Here is a 22,671-nt window from a genome sequence, read left to right as displayed (position 1 = left end):
ATAAAAGACATACTATTAGGTATGAACAAACCATTAGCTGAAAGAATACGTCCTAAATCTCTGGAGGAATATTTGAGTCAAGAACATTTAATTGGAGACAATGGTTCTTTGACTAAACAAATAAAAAGAGGAATTATACCTTCTCTGATTCTTTGGGGTCCTCCTGGTGTGGGAAAAACCACTTTAGCTAATATTATAGCCAACGAATCGGATAGACCGTTTTATACACTAAGTGCAATTAATAGCGGAGTAAAAGAAGTAAGAGAAGTTATTGACAAAGCTAAACAAAGTGGTGGATTATTTACTTCTAAAAACCCTATACTATTTATAGATGAGATTCATCGTTTTAGCAAATCTCAGCAGGATTCTCTACTAGGAGCTGTAGAAAAAGGTTGGATCACGTTAATTGGTGCAACTACAGAGAATCCTAGTTTCGAAGTAATTCCAGCATTGTTATCTCGTTGCCAAGTGTATGTTCTTAACGCCTTTGGAAAAGAAGAATTAGAAGCATTGCTAGAGCGGGCAATGCAACAAGACGAACACCTTTCATCCAAAGACATAAAACTAAACGAAACAGATGCCTTATTAAGATTAAGTGGTGGAGATGCAAGAAAACTATTAAATATTTTTGAGCTTATAGTCTCTAGTCAAGATCAAGACAAAATTATAATAACTAATGATCTTGTTTTAAAACTTGTACAGCAAAATACTGTCAGATATGACAAAACAGGAGAACAACATTATGACATCATCTCTGCTTTTATTAAATCTGTTCGTGGTAGCGACCCCAATGCAGCGGTTTATTGGTTAGCAAGAATGATAGAAGGAGGAGAAGACCTTAAATTTCTTGCCCGTAGAATGATAATATTAGCATCTGAAGATATTGGCAATGCTAACCCAACAGCCTTAATAATGGCTAACAATACGTTTCAGGCAGTAACTACAGTTGGATATCCCGAAGCAAGAATTATTTTAAGTCAATGCGCAGTGTACCTTGCTACTTCTGCAAAAAGTAACGCTTCCTATATGGCTATTAACAAAGCGCAACAGTTAGTAAAACAAACTGGTGACTTATCCGTACCATTACACATAAGAAATGCGCCAACCAAATTAATGAAAGAATTAGGGTATGGAGAAGATTATAAATACGCGCACAATCACGAAAACAACTTTATTAACCAAGAGTTTCTTCCTGAGTCAATAGAAAACACTAAGCTCTATGAACCTGGAGATAACCAGCGAGAAAATGCATTTAGATCTTTTCTTAAATCCCGATGGGGAGAAAAATATAACTACTAATATTATTGACGAGCAAAAGTATCCGTTATCAACCTACTAGTTGCAGGATTAACTCGATCAAGAATAAAATTTCCATACGAATCAAAATAGCCAACACCGCTTAAATCTCCTGCTCTTACTATATAATTATTATCTCTACTAGATTTATATATTTTACCAATAGAAACGGATCCATCAGCATTCTTTGTTAACAATTCAAAACCATATGTTTTTTTCTCAAATGCATATATACTCTCATTATAAACATATGACAAAGATTTAGCCTTGGACACATCTCCTTTAGAAACCTTACTTTCGGCTTTCTTAATTATCTCCTCACTATTTTTAGCAATTGCATCTTTAGAAGGTACGGTCTGATTAACAGAAGGTAATTTATCTTTAACAACAATATCGCTTTTAGCGGGATTATTCTCCTTTTTACCATTATACTTATAGTTGAGAGCTTCTATATCCTTAAAAGCATCTCTAAGAGCTTCATGGTATGATTTTTTAAACTCTTTCTCTCTACTAGTTCCTTCTTTTGTACTGAATACGACAATCCCATTACAATCAATTAAATCGACTATAAGTTTTGTCTTTAATAATCCTGAATTTTTCCTCACATCTGCTCTTAGCCCTTTACAACCATTCATTCTTAAATCTTCTGGCAAATCTTCTCCTCTAATAAATGCTGTAAATCCATATTTTTCAAATAAAAATTTGGTTAATGAATTTAATTGATAATCATCGTTTTCCCTTAAAAAAACATATCCTTCAGGCACTATAACATATTTATAATCATTCACAGTACTCTGCGCTGAAAAATTAATTGTAAAGAAAAAAGAAAGCCCAAAAAATAAAACACGTATTATATTCATCACATTATTACATTAAATCCTAATTGAATAGATGCCCCCCTGGCATCTGCAAGATTAGAATATTCTAAAAGATTATTTGCCGAAATATAGAAATTAATTTTGTTAATATGAGTAGACATTAAAAATCCAACGTTTTTATAAGAGTAATCGTCGACTGTATAAGTAACTTTCGCTTTTAAAAAATTAGATAAGCGTTTGTAATAAAATAAAGAAGCAGCGTATTGCGGTCTTTTAGGTCTAAATTGAGAAAACAGTTGCAAACCAAAAGCATCTTGATAAGGAGGATCCTCGCCTTCTATAAAGCAATTACAAGTCCCATCATCATATCTATTAAAAGAATATTTAATAGAACCATTAAGTTTTACAGGACGTAAAGCAGCATAACTAGTATTTAAAGTATCAATTGGGATCGCCTCTTCTAACTCATCTAAAATATCCTGGCCATTATCATCTGTAATTGGAGTTTCGAATCCTTCAAAAACAAAATTACCTCTTGCCTGATATGTTTCAACATCCTTAGTATAAAAAATCATCCCTAAATCAGTTGCACTACCCGTAATGGTCCATTGATCCTCTAACTTATAGGTAAACCCAACATCGACACCAACCCCCAAGTTACCTCCAAGAAATGCTCTACCCAAAAATTTATTTAGAACTTGTTTTGATCCATCCGAGTTATCTTCCGATTCGATATCCCTCAAAGAAGCATATCCCGCCGTTTGAACACTTACATCTGCATTACTAATTACATGTTGGTATATATTATTTCCTTGTGGAGTTTCTATAGTAGTAAACGTACCTCTATTTTTGGTACTTCTAAAATTAAATATGCTAGAATACAATTTTGCTCTTGCACCGAAAGTGAGTTTTTTATTTACTTTTTTATTATAACCAAAATGATATACTGTGAGTAACTCTCCAGTAGCGCTTACATTAGAAAATCGAAACGGTACATTTATAAAATCTTGATTTCCTTGATAAGCCAATACTGCAAAATCTTTAGGAAAATATACAATCAGGTCTAGCTCTTGATATAAACCAGCAGAGTAATATAAATCTTTATTACGCTTACTTCTCCAACCAAAATTAATAATATCCAATTGCTGGGTAAATGTAAAGTAATCTTTACTTGTTAATGTATTTATAGTATTCTCTATCTTATCATTAATATCCCTACCATCATCAGCGAAAACATCATAAAGAGAGGTTCCCCTAAATCCAACATTGAAATGAATTTGCGATAAAAACGGTACTCCAGCATGGTATTTAAAATTTACATCCGCACCAGGATTAAGCATTAATGATTGCGGCAAATCTGTAAAATCATATAAGGTTTCCTTGTTCTGAGAATATCCCGAGTATCCCAATAAACCTAAGCAAAGGCATAATAAGATTCTCATAATTCGTAATTTACATAATAACTAGCTTTAGACCTTATATTTAAAACACCTCTTAAATCAGTATTAAGAGTTGGTACAATAATCTCTGTTGCAATTTTTTGGGCAGATGATAATTGATTTAACGTAGCATTATCCAATACAATTGGATTAGGAACAGAGAACGACACTACAGGCTCTGTACCTTCCCCCATCCCAGCTTGTACAGGAACACTATATAATTGGCCTAATGGTTGTTCACCTTCTGTTAAAAACTGAAACTGAAGCGTAAAAGATCTTTGAATTGTATTGCGAACCTCTATAGTTAGCTCTACTCTATCTAAATTATCGATTGCAAAATCAGTCCCAACTAAATCGTAATTAATAGTATCTCTTAGAACATCCGGAGGAATTGTAAAATCTGTATCCGAAGGAAGGCCATCAGGTATATAATCGGACACATCAAATTCTGAATAAATAAAATCTGCTTCAATTACAGGTGTGAGAACAACATCTTCGAGTTGCTCAAAATCTAGTTCCTTTACGCAGGAAACTGTTGTTAAAACTGCACTAAAAAGTAGCAGTAATAAACTGGCTTTTTTTGTTTTCATCTGGGGGGAGTTGTTTAGTATTAACGAAAATATACAAATATTTATTACTAAATATATCTTTTTATTTCATTTAATTCAGAAACTTGTATTGCGGATTCTGGTAACTTTTCTTTATGATAATTAAAACATATTGCTTTAATTCCCAATGATTCGGCACCAACAATATCAGCTTCGTAATTATCTCCAATCATTAAACTATTAACAATATTCGCGCCAGAAACCCTAATTGCATGTTCAAATATTATTGGATTTGGTTTCTTAACTCCCACATCTTCACTATTTGTAACTGTGTTAAAATAATGATTGATTTCGGAGTTAGAAAGCTTTGTATTTTGGACCTCTCTAAAACCATTGGTAATGATATGCAATTGATATTTAGGCATTAAATATGTCAACAGCTCTCTTGCACCAGCAATAAGGTAATTATTCAATGGTAAAAAATTAATATAATCATCTGATAAAGCATCGATAATCTCTAAAGGAAATTGCATCTCAAAAGCAGCAAAAGCTTCTATTAAACGACCTCTTCTAAGTTCTGTTTTAGTAACCTGTTCTTCTCTATAGAGTTTCCAATAGTGCAAATTTATAGGTTGATAAACAACTAAAAAATCATTTACGGGAACTGATATTTGGAATTTAGTAAACATCAACTCAAAAGCCAAAGTAGAATTTTTATCAAAATCCCATAGCGTATGATCTAAGTCAAAAAACACATGATCAATCTTTTTTATCTTCATCTTGATTCCAAATAAACTCAAATATTGATTCCCAAAAACTCTGCTCATTAAGATCACTAAACAAGCCATTGCTAAAAACAGGAATAAATAATCCGTTTACTTTTTTTATCTTTTTAATATAATCTAGTAATTCTTGCTTTACTGTAAACTCATTTTCCGCCTTATCAAAACTTTTAGCAGTGCAACAAAAAGAATGTATCACTAAAGGAGTTTGCACCTCGTAATCTAAATCATAAAACATAAACGGGGTACACGTTCCTGCTCTAAACCCTGCTTGCTCAGGATAACCCATAGAAAAATCTTCCTTTATCTCTAATTCAATAAAATTTCTATAGGCTTCTGGTAGTTTTATTTTATAAAATGAACATAGAGAATACAGCATCTGCCTATTCACAATATTCTCTATTCTAGTTTTCTCTTCTTTTAACATTTCTAAATCCGAGATAGCATCATACGACACTTTAAGTCCTACGTTTACATAATCAGAAACGTGCTTGATAACTTTTCGGTGTTCTGGATTACTATGACTAATGTTTTTTTCAAGGTTAGTATAATCACCTAAACCAAAAAATACAAGACAGTCTCTTATTTTATTTTTTTGTAAATTAATTACAAAATCAAATGTATTATAAGGGTCTTTCTTTATCCCTAACATTACTTTAAACCTATCCGTGACATCACTTATTTTTAACTGCCATAAATCACGTAAACCGCCACCAATTGATCTTAAAATTCCTTTTTGCCAATAAGCAAAAGTTTGATTGATATACAATATGGGATATATTCTAAATTCTTTTTCTTGAAATGCTATATCCGAATACTTTTCTTTTAGAATATTCTTAAATTCAAACGCCCATATATCAACCACTGGTTCTTGCAAAAATCCATGTTGGTAAGCTATACTTTCTGTAGCTGTAAATCGACCAAGTTCATCTTTTACGTGCGGAAGATATTCCTCGTACCTGGTTAATAAGTAAAAACTAGCTGCAAAAATATCAAAAGGCAAAGCAGTATCAGGATGTTTAACCTGAAAGAAACATTGGGTTTCTCCCCAAGGAATCACTTGAATATCCACCTCATTAAATCCATGTTCAAAAAGTAAATCTACACTCTGAAAGTAAAGTTCTTTACCTAAGGGCTGTTTACCATAAGAAAGTTTAGGTCCATCATGAGCAATAAAAGACTCTATTTTAGAAGTAAAGCCTACTTCCAATCCCAAAATTCGCTTACAAATATGCTTAAAAGTATAAGATACCCTCGGAGTTATTTTTTGAACATAAACTAATAACATATTCTCAATTATAGTATTACTTGATCTGCAAAGCTAAAATACTCCTTTTCTGTTATTATCAAATGGTCTAATAATTTAATATCTAAACTAAGTCCGGCTTGTTTTAGTTTTTGAGTTAATGATTTGTCAGACTGACTCGGGGTTAATGAGCCACTCGGATGATTATGAGCTAATATTATCGAAGTTGCATTAAATTCTAACGCATATCTAAATACAATTCTAGGATCCACCAATGTACCGGTTTTTCCTCCTACACTTATTTGTTTCTTTTGTAATACTTTATTCGAATTATTAAGATACAATACCCAAAACTCCTCATGTTCTAAATCTCCTATAAGAGGACTTAGTATATCAAAAACATCTTTACTTGTACTAATCTTGGGTATAACCGGAACAATCTCTTCCTTTCTTCTTCTCCCTAGTTCTAAACCTGCTACTATCGATATTGCCTTAGCTTCTCCTATTCCTTTAAAACTCATCAACTGTTTGATAGATAATTTTCCTAACGAATTAATTTGATGATCAACACTTGCCAAAATTCGTTTACTTAATGCTACAGCGCTTTCGTCACGGTTTCCAGAACCAATCAAAATTGCTATCAGCTCTGAATCAGTTAACGAATTCTTCCCTTTAACCAACAATTTCTCTCTTGGTCGATCATTTTCACTCCATTTCCTAATAGAAAATGACGAATTAAGCTCACTCATACAATTTTTTTATGCAGTTTTATTCCCTATAACTTTCAACCTATAAGTATAAACTATTTATCTCAAATACAAGATATTATTGCCTAAAAAATACAAATGAAAACGGAATATCTTGTCGATATTTAAATATTCATCATACATATATTTGTTTGAAAATGAAAGTTTTACTATATTTGACCACCCATAATCTAAAAACAAAGAATTTAACAACTTCAAATTAACCTATTTATGAAGAACATTTTTACTTTCGTATTATTATTGGCTACTATTAGTTTTTATGGACAAGACAGAAAACGTATTAGCTTTCTAAATCTAGTAGGAAACCACATACAAGTACCAAGAGGATGTCAAGCACAATCAGAATATGAACTACAGGCTTGTAATGGAACCTCTATTAAATGGGACTATTACAGTGATGATATGTTAACCGCTGTTTTTGATGCTACTATAGACGCATTTGGAGCTGATAACACTTCAAAAACAGCAGTAACTTTTACTTCTTTTGGATCTCAACTAACAGGTTTCAAATTTAAATCAGGTACGACTTTTCAATATTTCTTAATGGGAAAAATTAAAGAGCAACCGTTAATGATTAATCTCGGAACACCTCAAGATATTTCTGCCAATGGAGATTTAGAAGGAATTCTAAAACTTGTTTTCGAGAAAGTAGGTTAATACCAAATCTTTTTTATTTCATAAATATTGATTAAGAAGTTATTTAGCAATAGCTTAGTATTCTTATATACTATTTTTAAAATAATTCTATTATTTTTGAGTAGTGAATACTAAACTACATTGATATGAAATCTCTTTTTGACGAAACTACGAAAAACGAAATAGAAGAACGTATTCATAGACTATCTAACACGAGTACTCCTTCTTGGGGTAAAATGGATATTTCTCAAATGTTTTATCATTGTCAGTTTCCTCTTAAAATAGCTCTTAAAAAGGAGTATCCATCAATGAAACCTAGCTTACTGGCTAAATTATTCTTTAAAAAATCTTTGTATAACGACAAACCTTGGAAAAGGAGTTTACCTACTCATCCCAAATTAAAAGTTGTAGACGCTAAAGTTTTTGATCAGGAGAAAAAACATCTTGTAGCGCTTGTTAATGAATTCTCTGAAAAAAGAACCGTTTCAGAATGGGATCCACATCCTATGTTCGGAAAATTCACAAAAGATCAATGGGGAAAAATGCAGTACAAGCATTTAGATCATCATTTACAACAATTTAACGTATAGTCTGTGTATCCACCAAAACACCATCAAGACTATAATTTAGAAAACATCAAAAGCGTAGCGACTACCTACCCTTTTGCTACATTAGTCTCAGCTCAAGAAACAAAACCTTTTATTACACACGCTCCTCTTATATTTCATGGAGACAAACTGGTTGGCCATATTGACGCAAACAATCCTCATATAAGTTTACTAAAAGATAATTATCCTATCACAACAGTTTTTCAGGGGCCTCAGACATATATCTCGCCATCTATATACACAACAAACCAATTGCCGACTTGGAATTATATAATTGCACATGCCACAGGAACTGTTAAAGAAATTAAAGATCCAGAATTAATAAAAAAATCCATGGTTATTATGACTGATTTTTTAGAAAACCCTGATCAAAATTTTAAACTATCCATAGAGGACCCCAGAATGGATCGCTTAATTCCTTATATACATACTTTCGAAATTGAAGTACAAGACTGGGAAGGAAAATTTAAACTAAGCCAGGACAAAATACCTGAAGATATCGAAAATGCAAAACAGGAATTGATTAAAAACAATCAAAAAAGCGTTGCTGATTTTGTAAATGGATTATTTAAAAAGCATTTTTAGATTACATCATTCCTTTTATCTCATCAAAATCTAACCCGCCATAATTACCACTGCTCATCAGTAACAAAGCAGCATTAGTAAAATCTTTTTGGTGCAAGTATGCTTTAAACTCTTCGGGATTTGTATAAATAATAAGATCTTTTCTATTAAATGCTTTTGCTATTTGATCCGCTGATACTTCTTCCAGTTGTTTTATTTTTACTGCATTAGGCGAATAAAAAACTACAGCTTCATCTGCAAAATCCAGTGCACCTTCATATTCCTTTAAAAATTCTGCATTAAGACTACTATATGTATGCAACTCCAAACAAGCGACAACCTTTCTATCCTTATATTGCTCTTTAACTGCCTTAGTAGTTGCACTTACTTTAGATGGACTATGTGCAAAATCTTTATAAGCAACCGCAGTATCACTTTCTGCAATTTTTTCTAACCTTTTAGAAGCTCCCGTAAAAGAAGCTATGGCTTCATAGAATTCATCCTCATCAACACCCATATGTTGACAAATCCATTTTGCACCAGCCAAATTACTCAAGTTATGAGCCCCAAAAACTTCTATAGGCATCTCTCCTTCTGGAGTTTGCAGAAGAGTCTCTCCATTCTCCACCCTATATTCTGGAGTATTGTAAGCTATTTTTCGAATTTGGTTTTCAGAATTCTCCACTACTTTAACAACCTCTGGATCCTCAGAATTATAGTTTATACTTCCTCCACGAACTATACTATCCACAAAAATCTGAAACTGTTCTACATAATTTTCGAATGTTGGAAATACATTAATATGATCCCAAGCAATACCACTAAGCAATGCTATATTAGGCTTATATAGATGAAATTTGGGCCTTCGATCTATAGGCGAAGAAAGATATTCATCACCTTCCAAAACCATAAAATCATTTTCTTCAGTTAAATGAACCATCGTATCAAACCCTTCTAACTGGGCTCCAACCATATAATCTACTTCTTTATCGTGATAATGCAATACATGAAGAATCATAGAAGTAATCGTAGTCTTACCATGAGAACCTCCTATCACCACTCGTGTTTTACTCTTAGACTGTTCATACAGAAATTCTGGATATGAATATATTGTTAATCCTAACTCTTGCGCTTTAAGCAACTCTGGATTATCTTCTTTTGCATGCATTCCAAGGATGATCGCATCAATATTAGAAGTAATTTTTTCAGGATACCAACCGAAAGCTTGTGGCAATAGTCCAAATCTATCTAATCTAGATTTTGAAGGCTCAAAAATTACATCATCACTCCCTGTTACCTCATCTCCTTTTTGATGCAACGCCATAGCTAGATTGTGCATAGCACTACCTCCTATAGCAATAAAATGTACACGCATAATTATATTCTTAATTCAAAAAAGTAAAGATACAATCTACATTTAATTATAAAAGAAAGTAAAACCTAAAATAAGTAAAAGGTTTTGTTCGTATTTATAAACGATCATAAATGAATAGATTATTGAGTAGCAATTAATGGTCGTGTCTTCTCATTTGGAGATTTCAGAAGTTCACGAAGCGTTAAAACATCTAATATTCCATCTGGATACAATTGATTTTTTAATTCAAAATCCTTTAATGCAGTTTGTGTTTCAATTTTAAAATTCCCATCAACCGCTATAACATATCCATCTATAGTAAGTTGTTTTTGCAACTCATATACGAAAGGTCCTCGGTCTCCAATTTGTAGTGTTTTCTGTAAAATTACCTTTTCGAAAACATTATAAAACTCATCTTTTTGTTTTTGTTTCGAAAGATCTTCGCTAGACCGTTGATTATTCTCTAGTAATCGAATCTCTTCATTAGATAATCCTTTAGATTTATATGCCGTAGATTGAAGCAAAATAGCTTCATAATACTTCACTTTCCCTATTTTTTTTTGGTACTCATTTACAGCATATTGAGTCGCGGCATTGTCTTTTTTTGGATTTCTAACATCTATACGGTTTGTAGACCATTGGGATATAACAAATCCATTTAACATCTCAATTGCTTCATAATAATCCATCACAACATTTTGATCGTAATAGGAATTATCCACGGTATCTTTGGATACATAATTCACATTTTTAGGATGAAATCTTTGGTATTTGTGATACTGATTATACCCCATAACTAATGTTATAATAACTAATAGAAAAATAATAATACCCTTCATAATTTAAAATTTGGTTTATAGTAAAAATATAAATGATCATCTGCTATATATAAGCACAGTGAGTATAGTTGGCTCGAAACGGATACGAACCTTTTTTTGGGGAAAAATCAACTTTTATTATTACTTATAAATATAGTCATAAAAACAGAAACTATTAAGTCTACGACCCTCAATTATTTCAGAATGTACTGTATGGAGTATTAACACCAACAGCTAAAATCAAAAATAAAATGTGACTAATAGGCATACTTTCAAATTAAATCTAGGTCTATTTCCTGAACATAAATCACTAAAATCACCACTTAATAGAGCTCTAAATACTCATTCAATTAAATACTACACTAATCAAAACAAGCTTTTCCCTAATTTATCGTTGCAATTATGTAGCTTTATATAGTTATTTACTATTTACAAATCTTTATCTAAAATATGTGGTATAAGACTTGTACTATTGTTTTAACAAACACAAAAAAACCAAACAGATGAAAAAACACATCATTCTTGTTTTCATACTCTTTATTACAAACCTAAATTATATGATGGCTCAGAACGACTACAATTATCAAGACGATTGGAAAAAAGTAGAAGAGTTTGACCAACAAGGTCTTCCTAAATCCGCTCTAGAAATTATAGAAACGATCCATAGTAAGGCAAAAAAAGCAAACAACACAAATCAAATCACTAAAGCTTTGATTTACAAAGCTAAATACAATTTAGTTTTAGAAGAAAATGCTCAGCTAAATATCATTAAGGAATTTAAAAGTGAAATTTCTAACAGTAAATTCCCTAGCAGAAATATCTTAGAAAGTATTTTAGCCAATTTATATTGGCAATATTTCCAAGAACATAGATGGCAATTTTATGATCGTACTAAAACTTCTGAAAAAGTAGATAAAGAAGATTTCAGAACATGGGATTTAGAAACGTTATTTGCAGAAATCCATCTGTATTATCAGAAATCACTAGAAAATGGCTTATTAGCTCAACAGACAGATCTAATAAGATTCAATGACATTTTATCAGAGTCTACAGGTTCTAAAATATATCGACCTACACTTTTTGATTTTCTATCGCATAATGCTTTAGCTTTTTATAAAACCTCAGAAACAAGCATTACTAAACCAGCATATGCTTTTGAAATTGACTCCCCTGATTACTTAAAAGATCACGAACCTTTTTCTATAATCAAACTTAACACTAAGGATTCTTTATCCTTACAGTTCCATGCTTTAAAAATATACCAAAGTCTTATCAATTTTCATAAGAGAGATAAGGAACCTGATGCATTAATCGAAGTAAACATTGAACGTTTAAAATTCATTCATGACAATGCTGTGTTTAATGATAAACAAGAACTTTTACTAGCTACCTTACTTTCAGAAAAAGAAAAACATAAAAACAGCCCATCCTCCACCCTATACGACTATGAAATAGTTACTCTTTATCAGACACAAGCCGCTACTTATATTCCTGCAGAGAATGAAACTCATCGTTGGGCACTTAAAAAAGCCTTGGAAGTTTGTGAAGCAGCTATTTCGCAATATCCTAAATCCAGAGGAGCTATTAATTGTGCATATCAAAAAGAACAAATTCTTGATGCGCAAGTTAATTCTATAAAGTTAGAAAGTTACATCCCAATTAACAAACCATCTAGGCTTCTAGTAAACTATAAAAACCTTGAACTTCTATATTTTAAAGTATTAAAAGCAAATCAAAATCAAATACAATCTTTACAGAAAATATATGAGCCAAAAAAGAAAGTAGCATTTCTAAACAAATTATCAGAAGTTCATTCATGGGAATCAAAATTTATTGACAAAAAAGATTACCAAAACCATAACATGGAAATTGCCGTTCCTTCATTAGGGCAAGGATCATATATTATTGTTGGATCAATTACCAAAGATTTAAGCGCAGATCATACATTCACTTTTGGAGATTTACAAGTTACTAACCTGACTCTTTTAGAAAACAAAACAACAAAAGAAACTAAGTTTCAGGTTATTGATAGAAATAATGGAATACCAATACCTAATGCCTCGATTAAACTCTTTGCAGATAGTAGAAGAAATAGTTTAAATAAAACGCTAACAACTAACGAAAAAGGAGAAGCGTTCTTTTCTCAAGAAGGTTATTACTACAATGTATTAGCAACTGTTACTAAGGGTACAGATAAAGCAAATTTTAAAGGAATATATCTTAATCAATATGGTGGTGATAGTCAACCAGATAATAGCACCAGATATTCTACTTTTCTTTTTACAGACCGAAGTATTTACAGACCTGGACAAACCGTATATTTCAAAGGGATTATGATGGCTACCAAAGGAAAAGAAGATCCTAAAGTAGTAGCTAATAGACCAACCTTTGCAAAACTTATTGATGTAAATGGGCAAGAAATTAAACTACTTAAATTCACTACCAATGAATATGGATCATTTGCTGGAGAATTTATTCTACCTTTTTCTGGGTTAACAGGTAATTATACAATCCAAACAGATAATTACAATAGCACCTATATTTCTGTAGAAGAATACAAGCGCCCTAAATTCGAAACAAATTTTAATCCAGTTACAGAAACCTATAGAGTTAATGATAATATTAAACTCACAGCAACTGCTACTGCCTATGCCGGTAGCAATATTACAGACGCTAAAGTAGTATACCGAGTATATAGACAAATACAGTATCCTCGTTGGTGTTATTGGTATCCTAGAAACAGTGAAGAACAAGAAATTACACACGGTGAGACCACGACCAATGATATAGGAGAATACAACATTACATTCGCTGCTTTACCAGACAAAAGTGTTTCAAAAGATAATCAACCTACTTTTACTTATAAAATAATAGCGGATGTTACAGATATTAATGGAGAAACCAGAAGCACTACAACCTATGTAAACGTGGGATATCATGCATTAACAGCATCTATTAATATTGATTCCGAAATTGATAAAACCAAAAAAGGCAATATCCTAAATATTACTACTCAAAATCTGAACAATGAATTTATAGCAAATACAGGAAGTCTTAAAATTTACAGACTACAAGCTCCTGAATGCCCTTTACGAGTTCGCCCTTGGAAAGCTCCTGATTACAGTAATATGAGTAAAGAAGAATTCAAGAAATTATTCCCGCATGATGCTTATAAAAACGAAGATGATTATAGGAATTGGGAAAAAGGAAATCTTGTTTTAGAAAGAATGTATGACACTAAGGAAACTAAAGAAAATGCAAAAGGAACTAAGGACATATTACTAAAAACTATTAAGAAATGGCAAACTGGCAAGTATGTAATTGAACTTTTAACTAAAGATCGATTTGGACAAGAAGTAAAGGATATTAAATATATTAATATCTATGACCAATCTGATAAAACTATAGCCGACAATAAACTGTTTGAAATTACTACGGACAAAGGTGAATACGCAATTGGAGATGAAGTTATACTAAAACTAAGTTCTGCCTCAGAAGATATTACAGTCACTTTAGATATTGAGAAAAATCAAAAGGTAATTGAAACTAAACTGATTAAATTATCTAACAATAGTAAGACTATCAAAATACCCGTAAATAAAGAAGATCTAGGTGGTTTTGCCGTTACATATAGTTTTGCAAATTATAATGCATATCAAAGTGGTACTATACCGATTGCAGTTCCGTATGAACCGACAGCGCTTACTATAGAAACTAACACCTTTAGAGATAAGTTACAACCAGGACAACAAGAAACTTGGAGTTTTACTGTAAAAGGACCTAAAGGAGATAAAGTAACTGCAGAGCTACTAGCCAGTATGTATGATGCTTCTTTAGATCAATTTAAGCCGCATCAATGGTATTTTAATCCTATCAATCGACCTATTTACTATTCGTACTCACAACGAAATGCAACCAAAAGTTTTGCTAAAGGGAATTTTAATATCTATGATCAACAACTATGGATCGCCAGTTTCCAACATCAGGGATATGATCAACTAAATTGGTTTGGATTATATTTTGGAAATTCATACAATTACCGAATGGACTCTTTCGCCTCTGGTGTAAGAGGTAAAAAAAGCAGAAAATTAGCTTCTGCTCCCATGGCATCTATGGAAATGGCCGCGGATGATGCAGAACTAGAAGAAGTTGCTGTAGTTGCCAATGAGTCTCAGATTGAACAAAAATCTCTTAACGCACTTACCGATAAAATAACAGATTCCTTGAAAGGAGTTTATGGAGGAAAAGAACCATCCCTAGAAGGAGTTAAGATTCGTAAAAATCTTCAGGAAACCGCATTTTTCTTTCCGAAGTTAACTACGGATGCAGAAGGTAACATAAGTTTTAATTTTACTGCTCCAGAGGCATTGACTAAATGGAAAGTGCAACTATTGGCACATACTAAAAAGCTAAATGCTGGAACACAACTATTAGAAACTATTACCCAAAAGGAACTAATGATTTTACCAAATCCTCCAAGATTTCTTAGAGAAGGTGATAAGATTATTCTGAGTTCTAAAGTCTCTAATATTTCTTCTAAAGATCTTAGTGGAGTTATCGAGTTACAATTAACAGATGCTTTGACCGGTAAATCAATTGACACCGATTTACAGAACACTAGTATTCGCAAAGATTTTTCTGTAAAAGCAGCTGGAAATACTAATGTATCGTGGGAACTTTCGATTCCCTCTACTGTACAAACGGTACAATATAAAATTATAGCAAAAGCTGGTGAGTTTTCTGATGGAGAACAGAATGTATTACCTGTGTTATCAAACCGAATGCTGGTTATAGAAACATTACCTATGTGGATCCGTTCTAATCAGACCAAGACATTTACATTAGATAAATTAAAAGAAAACACATCCACTACATTAAAAAATCATAAGCTCACATTAGAGATGACATCTAATCCAGCTTGGTATGCTGTGCAAGCACTACCCTACTTAATGGAGTATCCATACGAATGTGCAGAACAAACATTCTCTAGATATTATGCAAATTCTTTAGCAAGTCATATTGCTAATTCTAACCCAAGAATTCAGGAAGTATTCAATCAGTGGAAAAACACGGATGCTTTACTTAGCAATCTAGAGAAAAATCAAGAATTAAAATCGCTAATCATACAAGAGACACCTTGGTTAAGAGATGCACAAAGTGAAACAGAACAAAAGAAACGCATTGCATTACTTTTCGATCTTAATAAGATGAATAATGAATTGCAAAGTGCTATTAACAAACTACAGCAAATGCAGTATGGTTCTGGAGCTTTCCCTTGGTTTAAAGAAGGAAGAGAAAATCGTTATATCACTCAGCACATAGCTTCAGGTTTTGGACATCTTAAAAAACTAGGTGTTACAAAATATGACAACAAAACTCAGAATATGCTTCAAAAAGCAGTTCGTTATCTAGATAAAGAATTTATAAAAGAATATGAAGAGCTTAAAAGATATTGTAAGCGCAACAAGATAGATATTAATGAAGACCATCTTAGTTACACGCAAATGCATTATCTATATATGCGTAGCTTCTTTACAGATATTAAAAGAGCAAATAATACTAATGAAGCTTGGGATTATTATTTAGGACAATCCAAAAAATATTGGTTAAAAAGAGGTTTATATCCACAAGGCTTATTGGCTTTAATATTACACCGAAATAACGACACCAATACTGCCACTAAAATCATTAGATCATTAGACGAAAAAAGCATCACTAGCGAAGAACTAGGAATGTACTGGAAATCTAATACTGCTAGTTGGTTTTGGTATCAGGCTCCTATAGAAACACAAGCCTTGATGATTGAAGTTTTTGCAGAAATCGAACAAGAACCCAAAAAGACTGAAATTGTAGACAATCTTAAAGTTTGGTTACTTAAAAACAAACAAACTAATCAATGGAAAACTACCAAAGCTACTACAGAGGCAGTGTATGCATTATTATTACAAGGTAGCGACTGGTTATCTGTAACTGATATGGTAGAAATCGTATTAGGAAATCAAAAAATTGATCCTAGTACCATGGAAGATGTAAAAGTAGAAGCAGGAACAGGATATTTCAAAACATCCTGGAATGGGAATGAGATACAGAAAGATATGGCAACTGCCAAAATCACCAAAAAAGGAAAAGGGATCGCTTGGGGAGCATTGTACTGGCAATATTTTGAAAATCTGGATAAAATTACCTCAGCAGAAACCCCTTTAAAGTTGAAGAAAAAATTATTCTTAAAAAAGAATACGGATACTGGTGAAGAGATTACAGAAATCACAGATAAGACACAATTAGAATTAGGGGATTTAGTTAGAGTTCGTATCGAGTTACGATCTGATCGCGCTATGGAATTTGTACACATGAAAGATATGCGTGCTTCTGGATTGGAACCTATTAATGTTATCTCACGATACAAATACCAAGATGGATTAGGTTATTATGAAAGTACTAAAGATGCTTCTACCAACTTTTTCTTTGACTATTTACCAAAAGGAGTTTATGTCTTTGAATATGATTTACGTGTGAATAATAAAGGAGATTTCTCTAATGGCATCACTACAATACAAAGTATGTATGCACCGGAGTTTAGCAGCCATTCTGAAGGAATAAGAGTAAAAGTAAAATAGACTTTAAGCTCGAATCTAATTAATTTGATTACTAGAATATAATGATAAAAAATAGTTTAATACTTATACTTTTAATTTGTGTACTAGCAAGTTGTACTGATGGTAAAAAGCCTAAAATAGTATATGATAACAGCGGTAAAAACAAAGAAACAACAGAATTAAAAAAAGATACTACCTTAATCGAGGCGGCAGATCTGCCGATTCGGATGGATAGTACAGATTATTTAATACACCCGATTGGTTTTTTAAAAATTAGCAAATCTTGGTCTAAAACATCTTACAGATCTTCGGATTATAAGAATACCAATTTTTCTGTATCCAATCAATCTAAATATCAGATTACTGGAAACTTAACAAATTTAAAGTTTCAACATATCGATTCTGAAAAACTAGTTCCACTAACAGAAGAGACAATTAATATTCAATCGGTAACTTTTCTAAAAGAAATATTCGATCGAACTAAATCAAAATATTTACTGTACAAGGTGATAGATAAAGACACTAATCAAGATCAAATTCTAGATTATCAAGATTTAAAATCTTTATACATCAGCAATATCGATGGGTCAAATTTTACTAAGATAACCCCAGAGTATCAAGAATTAGTCAATTGGAAAATATTAGTATCCAAAAATAGATTGTATTTTAAAACTGTTGAAGACATTAATAAGGATGGAGAATTTGACAAAACGGACGTTATACATTATCAATATTTAAATTTAGATAATAAAAATTGGAAGGCTAAAGAGTACAATCCTCTCTAATAAACTATTTAAACTAAATAGCTAAAACAAAAGCTTTATAATACTAGTTGTTTTTTAAGTGTTTTGTTTTAGCTCTTTTTCAATAATAGTTTTCAAAACTTTTAGATCATTTTCACTTATAACATCTGATAAAGAAAAGGGATCAAAATCACTTGATTGCGGGTAGATAAAAACTTCGAACTCATTAATAATTATATTTTTTATTTTATCAAGTGCAAATGCTTCAGAAGATTTAAGAAAAAACTGAATCTTTCCCTCTCTAACGGTAAAAGAAAACTTTTGATTACCTATCAATTCTCGTATTTCTAAGTATACATTTTGCCTAGGTCCGTCATTTTCAACAACCGATCTTAAAATCATTAGATCATAAATATTAACCACGTCCATTAAATCATATGATAAAAAGGCATCCGATTTTGGGTAAATGCAAATCCCTTTTTCATCTATTAAAATGTCCTGTATTTCTTGAGCTTCAATTTTTTCAGAAGCTATATTGCAAAATCCTATTTCAGAATTTGTTTTTGGATAAATTAAACGTTTATCATCGTATTTTAGATATATAGAAGCGAATTCGTTTATTTCTGAATAAAGTTCATCTCTAAATCGATCAATCTTTTTGATAAAATATTCTTGCGTTTTCATATTGCAAAGCCCTTCTAATTACAGATACATTTTAGATATCAAAAGATGTATCTTTACATTAAGGATAACCAAAAAGACAATTTGTAACACTTACATCTAAAAAATCTTATCCCGTATAGTTCGCGAAACTTAAAACCAATGAAAAGAAACCTGCTAAAACAATCCATCTTACTATTGTTAATCAACTTATTAGCTAATTGCTATGCGCAAAATAAAATCCAAAATCTAAAGGGGTTTGATATTTCGCCTGATTCCATTAATACGTTCCTTAAGACACGTATGGATTCTTTACATATTCCTGGGCTTTCTATAGCGGTAATAAATAATAGTAACGTTGTTTATCATAAAACATTAGGGTACGCCAATCTCGAAAAAAAACTACCGGTTACTGTCGAAACAATTTTTGAAGGAGCTTCTATGTCTAAATCGGTTTTTTCAACATTTGTAATGAAGTTTGTAGAAGATGGAAAACTAGATCTGGATAAACCTATGTATGAATACCTACCTTACGAGGATATTACATACGATGAGCGTTATAAAAAAATAACCGCCAGAATGATTTTGAGTCATCGGTCTGGATTTCCTAATTGGAGAGAAAATGAAGATGACAAAAAACTAAAAATCAAATTTGATCCTGATACAGATTACGAATATTCTGGAGAAGGATATCAATATTTAGCAATGGTCTTAAAACATATCTTGGGAACTGATTGGAATGGTTTAGAAACTTATTTTCAGAAAGAAATAGCAAAACCTCTAGGATTAGAACATACTACTTTTATTGAAGATTCTTACGCCCTAAAACATAAAGCAGAACCTTATGATAAAGAAGGTAATTGGATCGATTGGAAAAATGAGTATTGGTACAAAAAGGACAAAGGCATATTCGTTTCTTCTTCATCTATTCGTTCCGAACCTATTGATTTTTCTAAATGGATGATTGGTGTTATGAATAAGAAAATCTTATCCGAAACTAGTTACAAAGAACTATTTAAACATCATTCTAAAATAACAACATTATCTACCGGAGTTAATGTTTATTATAGTTTAGGGTTCATCACAGCGGATTCCCCTCATCACAATACTTATTTTCATGGTGGATCTAATGATGGTTTTACATGTTGGTACATGATGGATGTCGAAAAAAAATGGGGATATGTAGTATTTACTAATTCCATGTTTGGAGAAAAATTAGGCAATGAACTATGGGATTATTTCGAAAAAGAATATTAATTCTTAATAAAGCAACCTAAAACAAGAACTTAGTTCCATATAAATTCCAAGTACGCATCTCAGTGAAAGAAAAAATTAAACATATAAAATTTGACAATAAAACCAATCCTAAATCATACTTCGAGGTTGTACAACTTGAAGAATTACTAAACAGAAAATTAGATCACGATATATGTAAAAACCATATTGTAAAATTTTATATTATCATTTTTATCACAGAAGGAAATGGATATCATACTATTGATTTTGTAGATTATAAATACCAAAAAGGTTCTGTTCTATTAGTTAGAAAAGATCAAATTCAAAAATTTTCTAAAAGCGCTACTGCAAAAGGGTATTTACTAATCTTTACTGAAGAGTTTATAGTTAGCCACATCAATAAGTTAGAGGCTCTGAAATCATTTCAATTATTTAATGAATTAATAAGCTTTCCTAAGATTGAGTTGCAGGTAAAAGAACTTGAATTTTCCGATTTTTACTCTTTAATGGAACAAATAGTATCCGAGTATAAATTAAAAGATGAATACTCCATTAGTATCACCCGTAGCGCATTACACATACTAATTACCAAATTATTCCGTATCAAGTTTAACAACGGACAATTGCCAAACAAAAAGAAATATTTAACGGAATTCTTATTGCTTCAGGATATGGTAGAAAAAAATTGCTTTGCCAATAAAAAAGTGATGTATTATGCTCAAAACATGGGCTGTTCTACCAAAACACTGAACAATATTGTACAAGCAATAATTAATAAACCTGCCAAAAATTTTATTGATGAGATCGCCATTACGCAAATAAAAAGATTACTTATTGGTACGAACGAATCGGTTAAGGAAATAGCATATACATCTGGGTTCGACGATCCAGCCAATTTTTTTAAATATTTTAAAAAATTTGTAGGAAGCTCTCCAGAAGCTTTTAGACGATCGCATCAGTAATATTTTCCTATTTTGACACTAATTGGGATAATATCAACCACTTTATTGTTTTGATACTGAACTACTTTTGATAATACAATTTCTATTATTATCAAATACAGTAAAATGAAACACGCAATCAAACTTACCCTCGTTTTAATGACTTTATCTCTAAGTCATTGTGCTAAAACCAAAGAAACATCAAAAGAAAGTAAAACCATTATGGAGGTGACTACTTTCAATATCAATGAAAATGTAGACCCAATAGCATTTAAAACCAGAGATCAACTTATAGAAAAAGACTTTACAAGCAAACAACCAGGTTTTATAAAAAGACAAAGTGCTATTGATGAAAACGGAGCGTATGTAGTAATTGTTTACTGGGAGAATACAGCAAACGCCAAAGCATCTATGAATAAGTTTATGAGCGATACATCCGTTGCAGATTATGCACAAATGATCAATGGCGCTACCATGAAGATGGAGCGTTATAGCATGGATAAAGTATTTAATGCAAACCAAAGTGAATTTGTAGAGGTAATGACATTTGATTTAAAACCAGATACAGATTTAGAAAAATTCCGTAAACTTAATCAAAAGGTAGAAACTGATTTTACCGGAAAAAGAGATGGGTTCTTACAAAGACTTACCGGTGTAAATGAAAAAGGTACACAAGCAGTTGCTGTTTATTGGACCAACAAAACCGCTTCTGATGCTTCTTTAAATGGTTTTATGGCAAATCCAACAGCAAAGGAATTTATGGCAAAAATGGATCAGTCTAGCATGTTCATGGGACGCTATGAATCTTTACCAGCACACGTAACCAAAAAAGAAAAAGTAGTTGCATTGCTAAATAGTTTTAACACAGGTGATCAAACTCCAATTTCATATATCAATCCACAAAAATATATTCAACACAACTTAGACGTTGGAGATGGATTAGCAGGTTTTGGCGAAGTAATGAAAAATGCCCCAGAAGGCGGGTTTAAAGCAAATGTAGTACGAGCTTTCGAAGACGGAGATTATGTATTTACGCATACAGAATATGACTTTTTTGGGCCAAAAGCCGGGTTTGACGTTTTCCGTTTCGAGAATGGAAAAATTGTAGAACATTGGGATAACCTATTAGAAGTACAAAAACCAAATCCAAGTGGACACACCCAATTCGACGGTGCTACTAAAATTACCGATTTAGATAAAACATTAGTAAACAAAACCAAAGTAAAAGATTTTATTGAAAAAATACTTCTAAACGGCGAAATGGATAAGATCACTAATTATATAAATCCTAAAAAATATGTGCAACACAATCCTGCTGTAGCAGATGGATTAGAAGGCTTTGGAGAGGCTATGAAATACTTTGCCAAAAATGGTTTGGTTATGGAATATACAGCACTGCACAAAGTCTTGGGACAAGGAAACTTTGTTCTTACAATAAGCGAAGGAAAATTTGGCAAAGGAGATCAAACTGCGTTTTATGATCTATTTAGGCTAGAAAATGGATTGATCGTAGAGCATTGGGATGTAATTACAACAATTCCGCCTAAATCCGAATGGAAGAATGAGAATGGAAAGTTCTAAACAATCTCCAGAGCACATAATTTATTTTAAAACGAACG

18 protein-coding genes are annotated in these 22,671 nt (G+C 31.9%); 9 read left to right on the top strand and 9 right to left on the bottom strand.

The features are described from left to right. Positions 1-21 precede the first annotated feature (21 nt). Complete coding sequence (locus tag J8L88_RS11440; protein ID WP_027392562.1) at positions 22-1,299, top strand: replication-associated recombination protein A; 1,278 nt, start codon at positions 22-24, stop codon at positions 1,297-1,299. 2 nt (positions 1,300-1,301) lie between these two features. Here J8L88_RS11440 and J8L88_RS11435 read toward each other — a convergent pair whose 3' ends face one another. The 6 genes from J8L88_RS11435 to radC are packed head-to-tail and all read right to left on the bottom strand — an operon-like array spanning position 1,302 to position 6,878. Beyond that, complete coding sequence (locus J8L88_RS11435) at positions 1,302-2,156, bottom strand: hypothetical protein (RefSeq protein WP_211060791.1); 855 nt, start codon at positions 2,154-2,156, stop codon at positions 1,302-1,304. Next, entirely contained in the window at positions 2,156-3,556 is a 1,401-nt protein-coding gene (locus J8L88_RS11430) for a DUF5723 family protein (RefSeq protein WP_211060790.1), read from the bottom strand. Before J8L88_RS11430 ends, J8L88_RS11435 begins: the two co-directional genes overlap by 1 nt. Next, positions 3,553-4,143, bottom strand: a complete 591-nt coding sequence (locus J8L88_RS11425; protein ID WP_027392564.1) for a hypothetical protein — start codon at positions 4,141-4,143, stop codon at positions 3,553-3,555. Before J8L88_RS11425 ends, J8L88_RS11430 begins: the two co-directional genes overlap by 4 nt. 47 nt (positions 4,144-4,190) lie before the next feature. Next, on the bottom strand, positions 4,191-4,880 hold the full coding sequence (locus J8L88_RS11420) for a YjjG family noncanonical pyrimidine nucleotidase (RefSeq protein WP_027392565.1): 690 nt from the start codon (positions 4,878-4,880) through the stop codon (positions 4,191-4,193). Further along, positions 4,861-6,171 carry a polysaccharide deacetylase family protein gene (locus tag J8L88_RS11415; RefSeq protein ID WP_118387148.1) on the bottom strand — a complete coding sequence of 437 codons (1,311 nt, stop codon included), beginning with the start codon at positions 6,169-6,171 and terminating at the stop codon, positions 4,861-4,863. Before J8L88_RS11415 ends, J8L88_RS11420 begins: the two co-directional genes overlap by 20 nt. Before the next feature lie 8 nt (positions 6,172-6,179). After that, positions 6,180-6,878: a DNA repair protein RadC gene (radC, locus tag J8L88_RS11410; RefSeq protein WP_211060789.1), complete on the bottom strand. Its 699-nt coding sequence runs from the start codon at positions 6,876-6,878 to the stop codon at positions 6,180-6,182. Positions 6,879-7,106: 228 nt separating this feature from the next. Between radC and J8L88_RS11405 the strand changes: the two genes are divergently transcribed. The 3 genes from J8L88_RS11405 to J8L88_RS11395 all read left to right on the top strand — a co-directional run bounded on the left by J8L88_RS11405 (position 7,107) and on the right by J8L88_RS11395 (position 8,725). Next, positions 7,107-7,553 carry a hypothetical protein gene (locus J8L88_RS11405; RefSeq protein ID WP_027392568.1) on the top strand — a complete coding sequence of 149 codons (447 nt, stop codon included), beginning with the start codon at positions 7,107-7,109 and terminating at the stop codon, positions 7,551-7,553. 125 nt (positions 7,554-7,678) lie between these two features. Then, a complete protein-coding gene (locus J8L88_RS11400) occupies positions 7,679-8,122 on the top strand; it encodes a DUF1569 domain-containing protein (protein ID WP_027392569.1) in 444 nt (147 codons plus the stop codon). 3 nt (positions 8,123-8,125) lie between these two features. Next, positions 8,126-8,725, top strand: coding sequence for an FMN-binding negative transcriptional regulator (locus J8L88_RS11395; protein WP_211060788.1), 600 nt, complete (start codon positions 8,126-8,128; stop codon positions 8,723-8,725). 1 nt (position 8,726) lies between these two features. On the opposite strand, the gene murC is transcribed toward J8L88_RS11395, so the two are convergent. Both murC and J8L88_RS11385 read right to left on the bottom strand, forming a co-directional pair. After that, positions 8,727-10,079: a UDP-N-acetylmuramate--L-alanine ligase gene (gene murC, locus J8L88_RS11390; protein ID WP_211060787.1), complete on the bottom strand. Its 1,353-nt coding sequence runs from the start codon at positions 10,077-10,079 to the stop codon at positions 8,727-8,729. A gap of 119 nt (positions 10,080-10,198) precedes the next feature. Next, positions 10,199-10,897 (bottom strand): peptidoglycan-binding protein, encoded by a 699-nt coding sequence (locus tag J8L88_RS11385; protein ID WP_118387156.1) that lies wholly within the window; start codon positions 10,895-10,897, stop codon positions 10,199-10,201. A gap of 482 nt (positions 10,898-11,379) precedes the next feature. Between J8L88_RS11385 and J8L88_RS11380 the strand changes: the two genes are divergently transcribed. Together J8L88_RS11380 and J8L88_RS11375 are read left to right on the top strand one after the other, a co-directional pair. Beyond that, the gene (locus J8L88_RS11380; protein ID WP_211060786.1) at positions 11,380-17,493 is read left to right on the top strand and encodes an alpha-2-macroglobulin; all 6,114 of its coding nucleotides are present in this window, start codon (positions 11,380-11,382) and stop codon (positions 17,491-17,493) included. Between the two features lie 41 nt (positions 17,494-17,534). Then, positions 17,535-18,257 carry a hypothetical protein gene (locus J8L88_RS11375; protein WP_211060785.1) on the top strand — a complete coding sequence of 241 codons (723 nt, stop codon included), beginning with the start codon at positions 17,535-17,537 and terminating at the stop codon, positions 18,255-18,257. A gap of 54 nt (positions 18,258-18,311) precedes the next feature. Here J8L88_RS11375 and J8L88_RS11370 read toward each other — a convergent pair whose 3' ends face one another. Beyond that, on the bottom strand, positions 18,312-18,899 hold the full coding sequence (locus tag J8L88_RS11370) for a hypothetical protein (protein WP_211060784.1): 588 nt from the start codon (positions 18,897-18,899) through the stop codon (positions 18,312-18,314). Positions 18,900-19,037: 138 nt separating this feature from the next. On the opposite strand from J8L88_RS11370, the gene J8L88_RS11365 reads away from it, so the two are divergent. From J8L88_RS11365 to J8L88_RS23540, 3 genes are all read left to right on the top strand, one after another. Then, the gene (locus J8L88_RS11365) at positions 19,038-20,132 is read left to right on the top strand and encodes a serine hydrolase (RefSeq protein WP_211060783.1); all 1,095 of its coding nucleotides are present in this window, start codon (positions 19,038-19,040) and stop codon (positions 20,130-20,132) included. A gap of 62 nt (positions 20,133-20,194) precedes the next feature. Next, positions 20,195-21,073: a helix-turn-helix domain-containing protein gene (locus J8L88_RS23770; RefSeq protein WP_211060782.1), complete on the top strand. Its 879-nt coding sequence runs from the start codon at positions 20,195-20,197 to the stop codon at positions 21,071-21,073. Positions 21,074-21,178: 105 nt separating this feature from the next. Further along, positions 21,179-22,633: a nuclear transport factor 2 family protein gene (locus J8L88_RS23540; protein ID WP_247666467.1), complete on the top strand. Its 1,455-nt coding sequence runs from the start codon at positions 21,179-21,181 to the stop codon at positions 22,631-22,633. Positions 22,634-22,671 lie beyond the last annotated feature (38 nt).

The organism is Aquimarina sp. MMG015, assembly GCF_018100855.1.
Lineage (GTDB): Bacteria > Bacteroidota > Bacteroidia > Flavobacteriales > Flavobacteriaceae > Aquimarina > Aquimarina latercula.
Note: the sequence above shows the minus strand (reverse complement) of the source record. Positions and strands in the feature narration are given on the sequence as shown.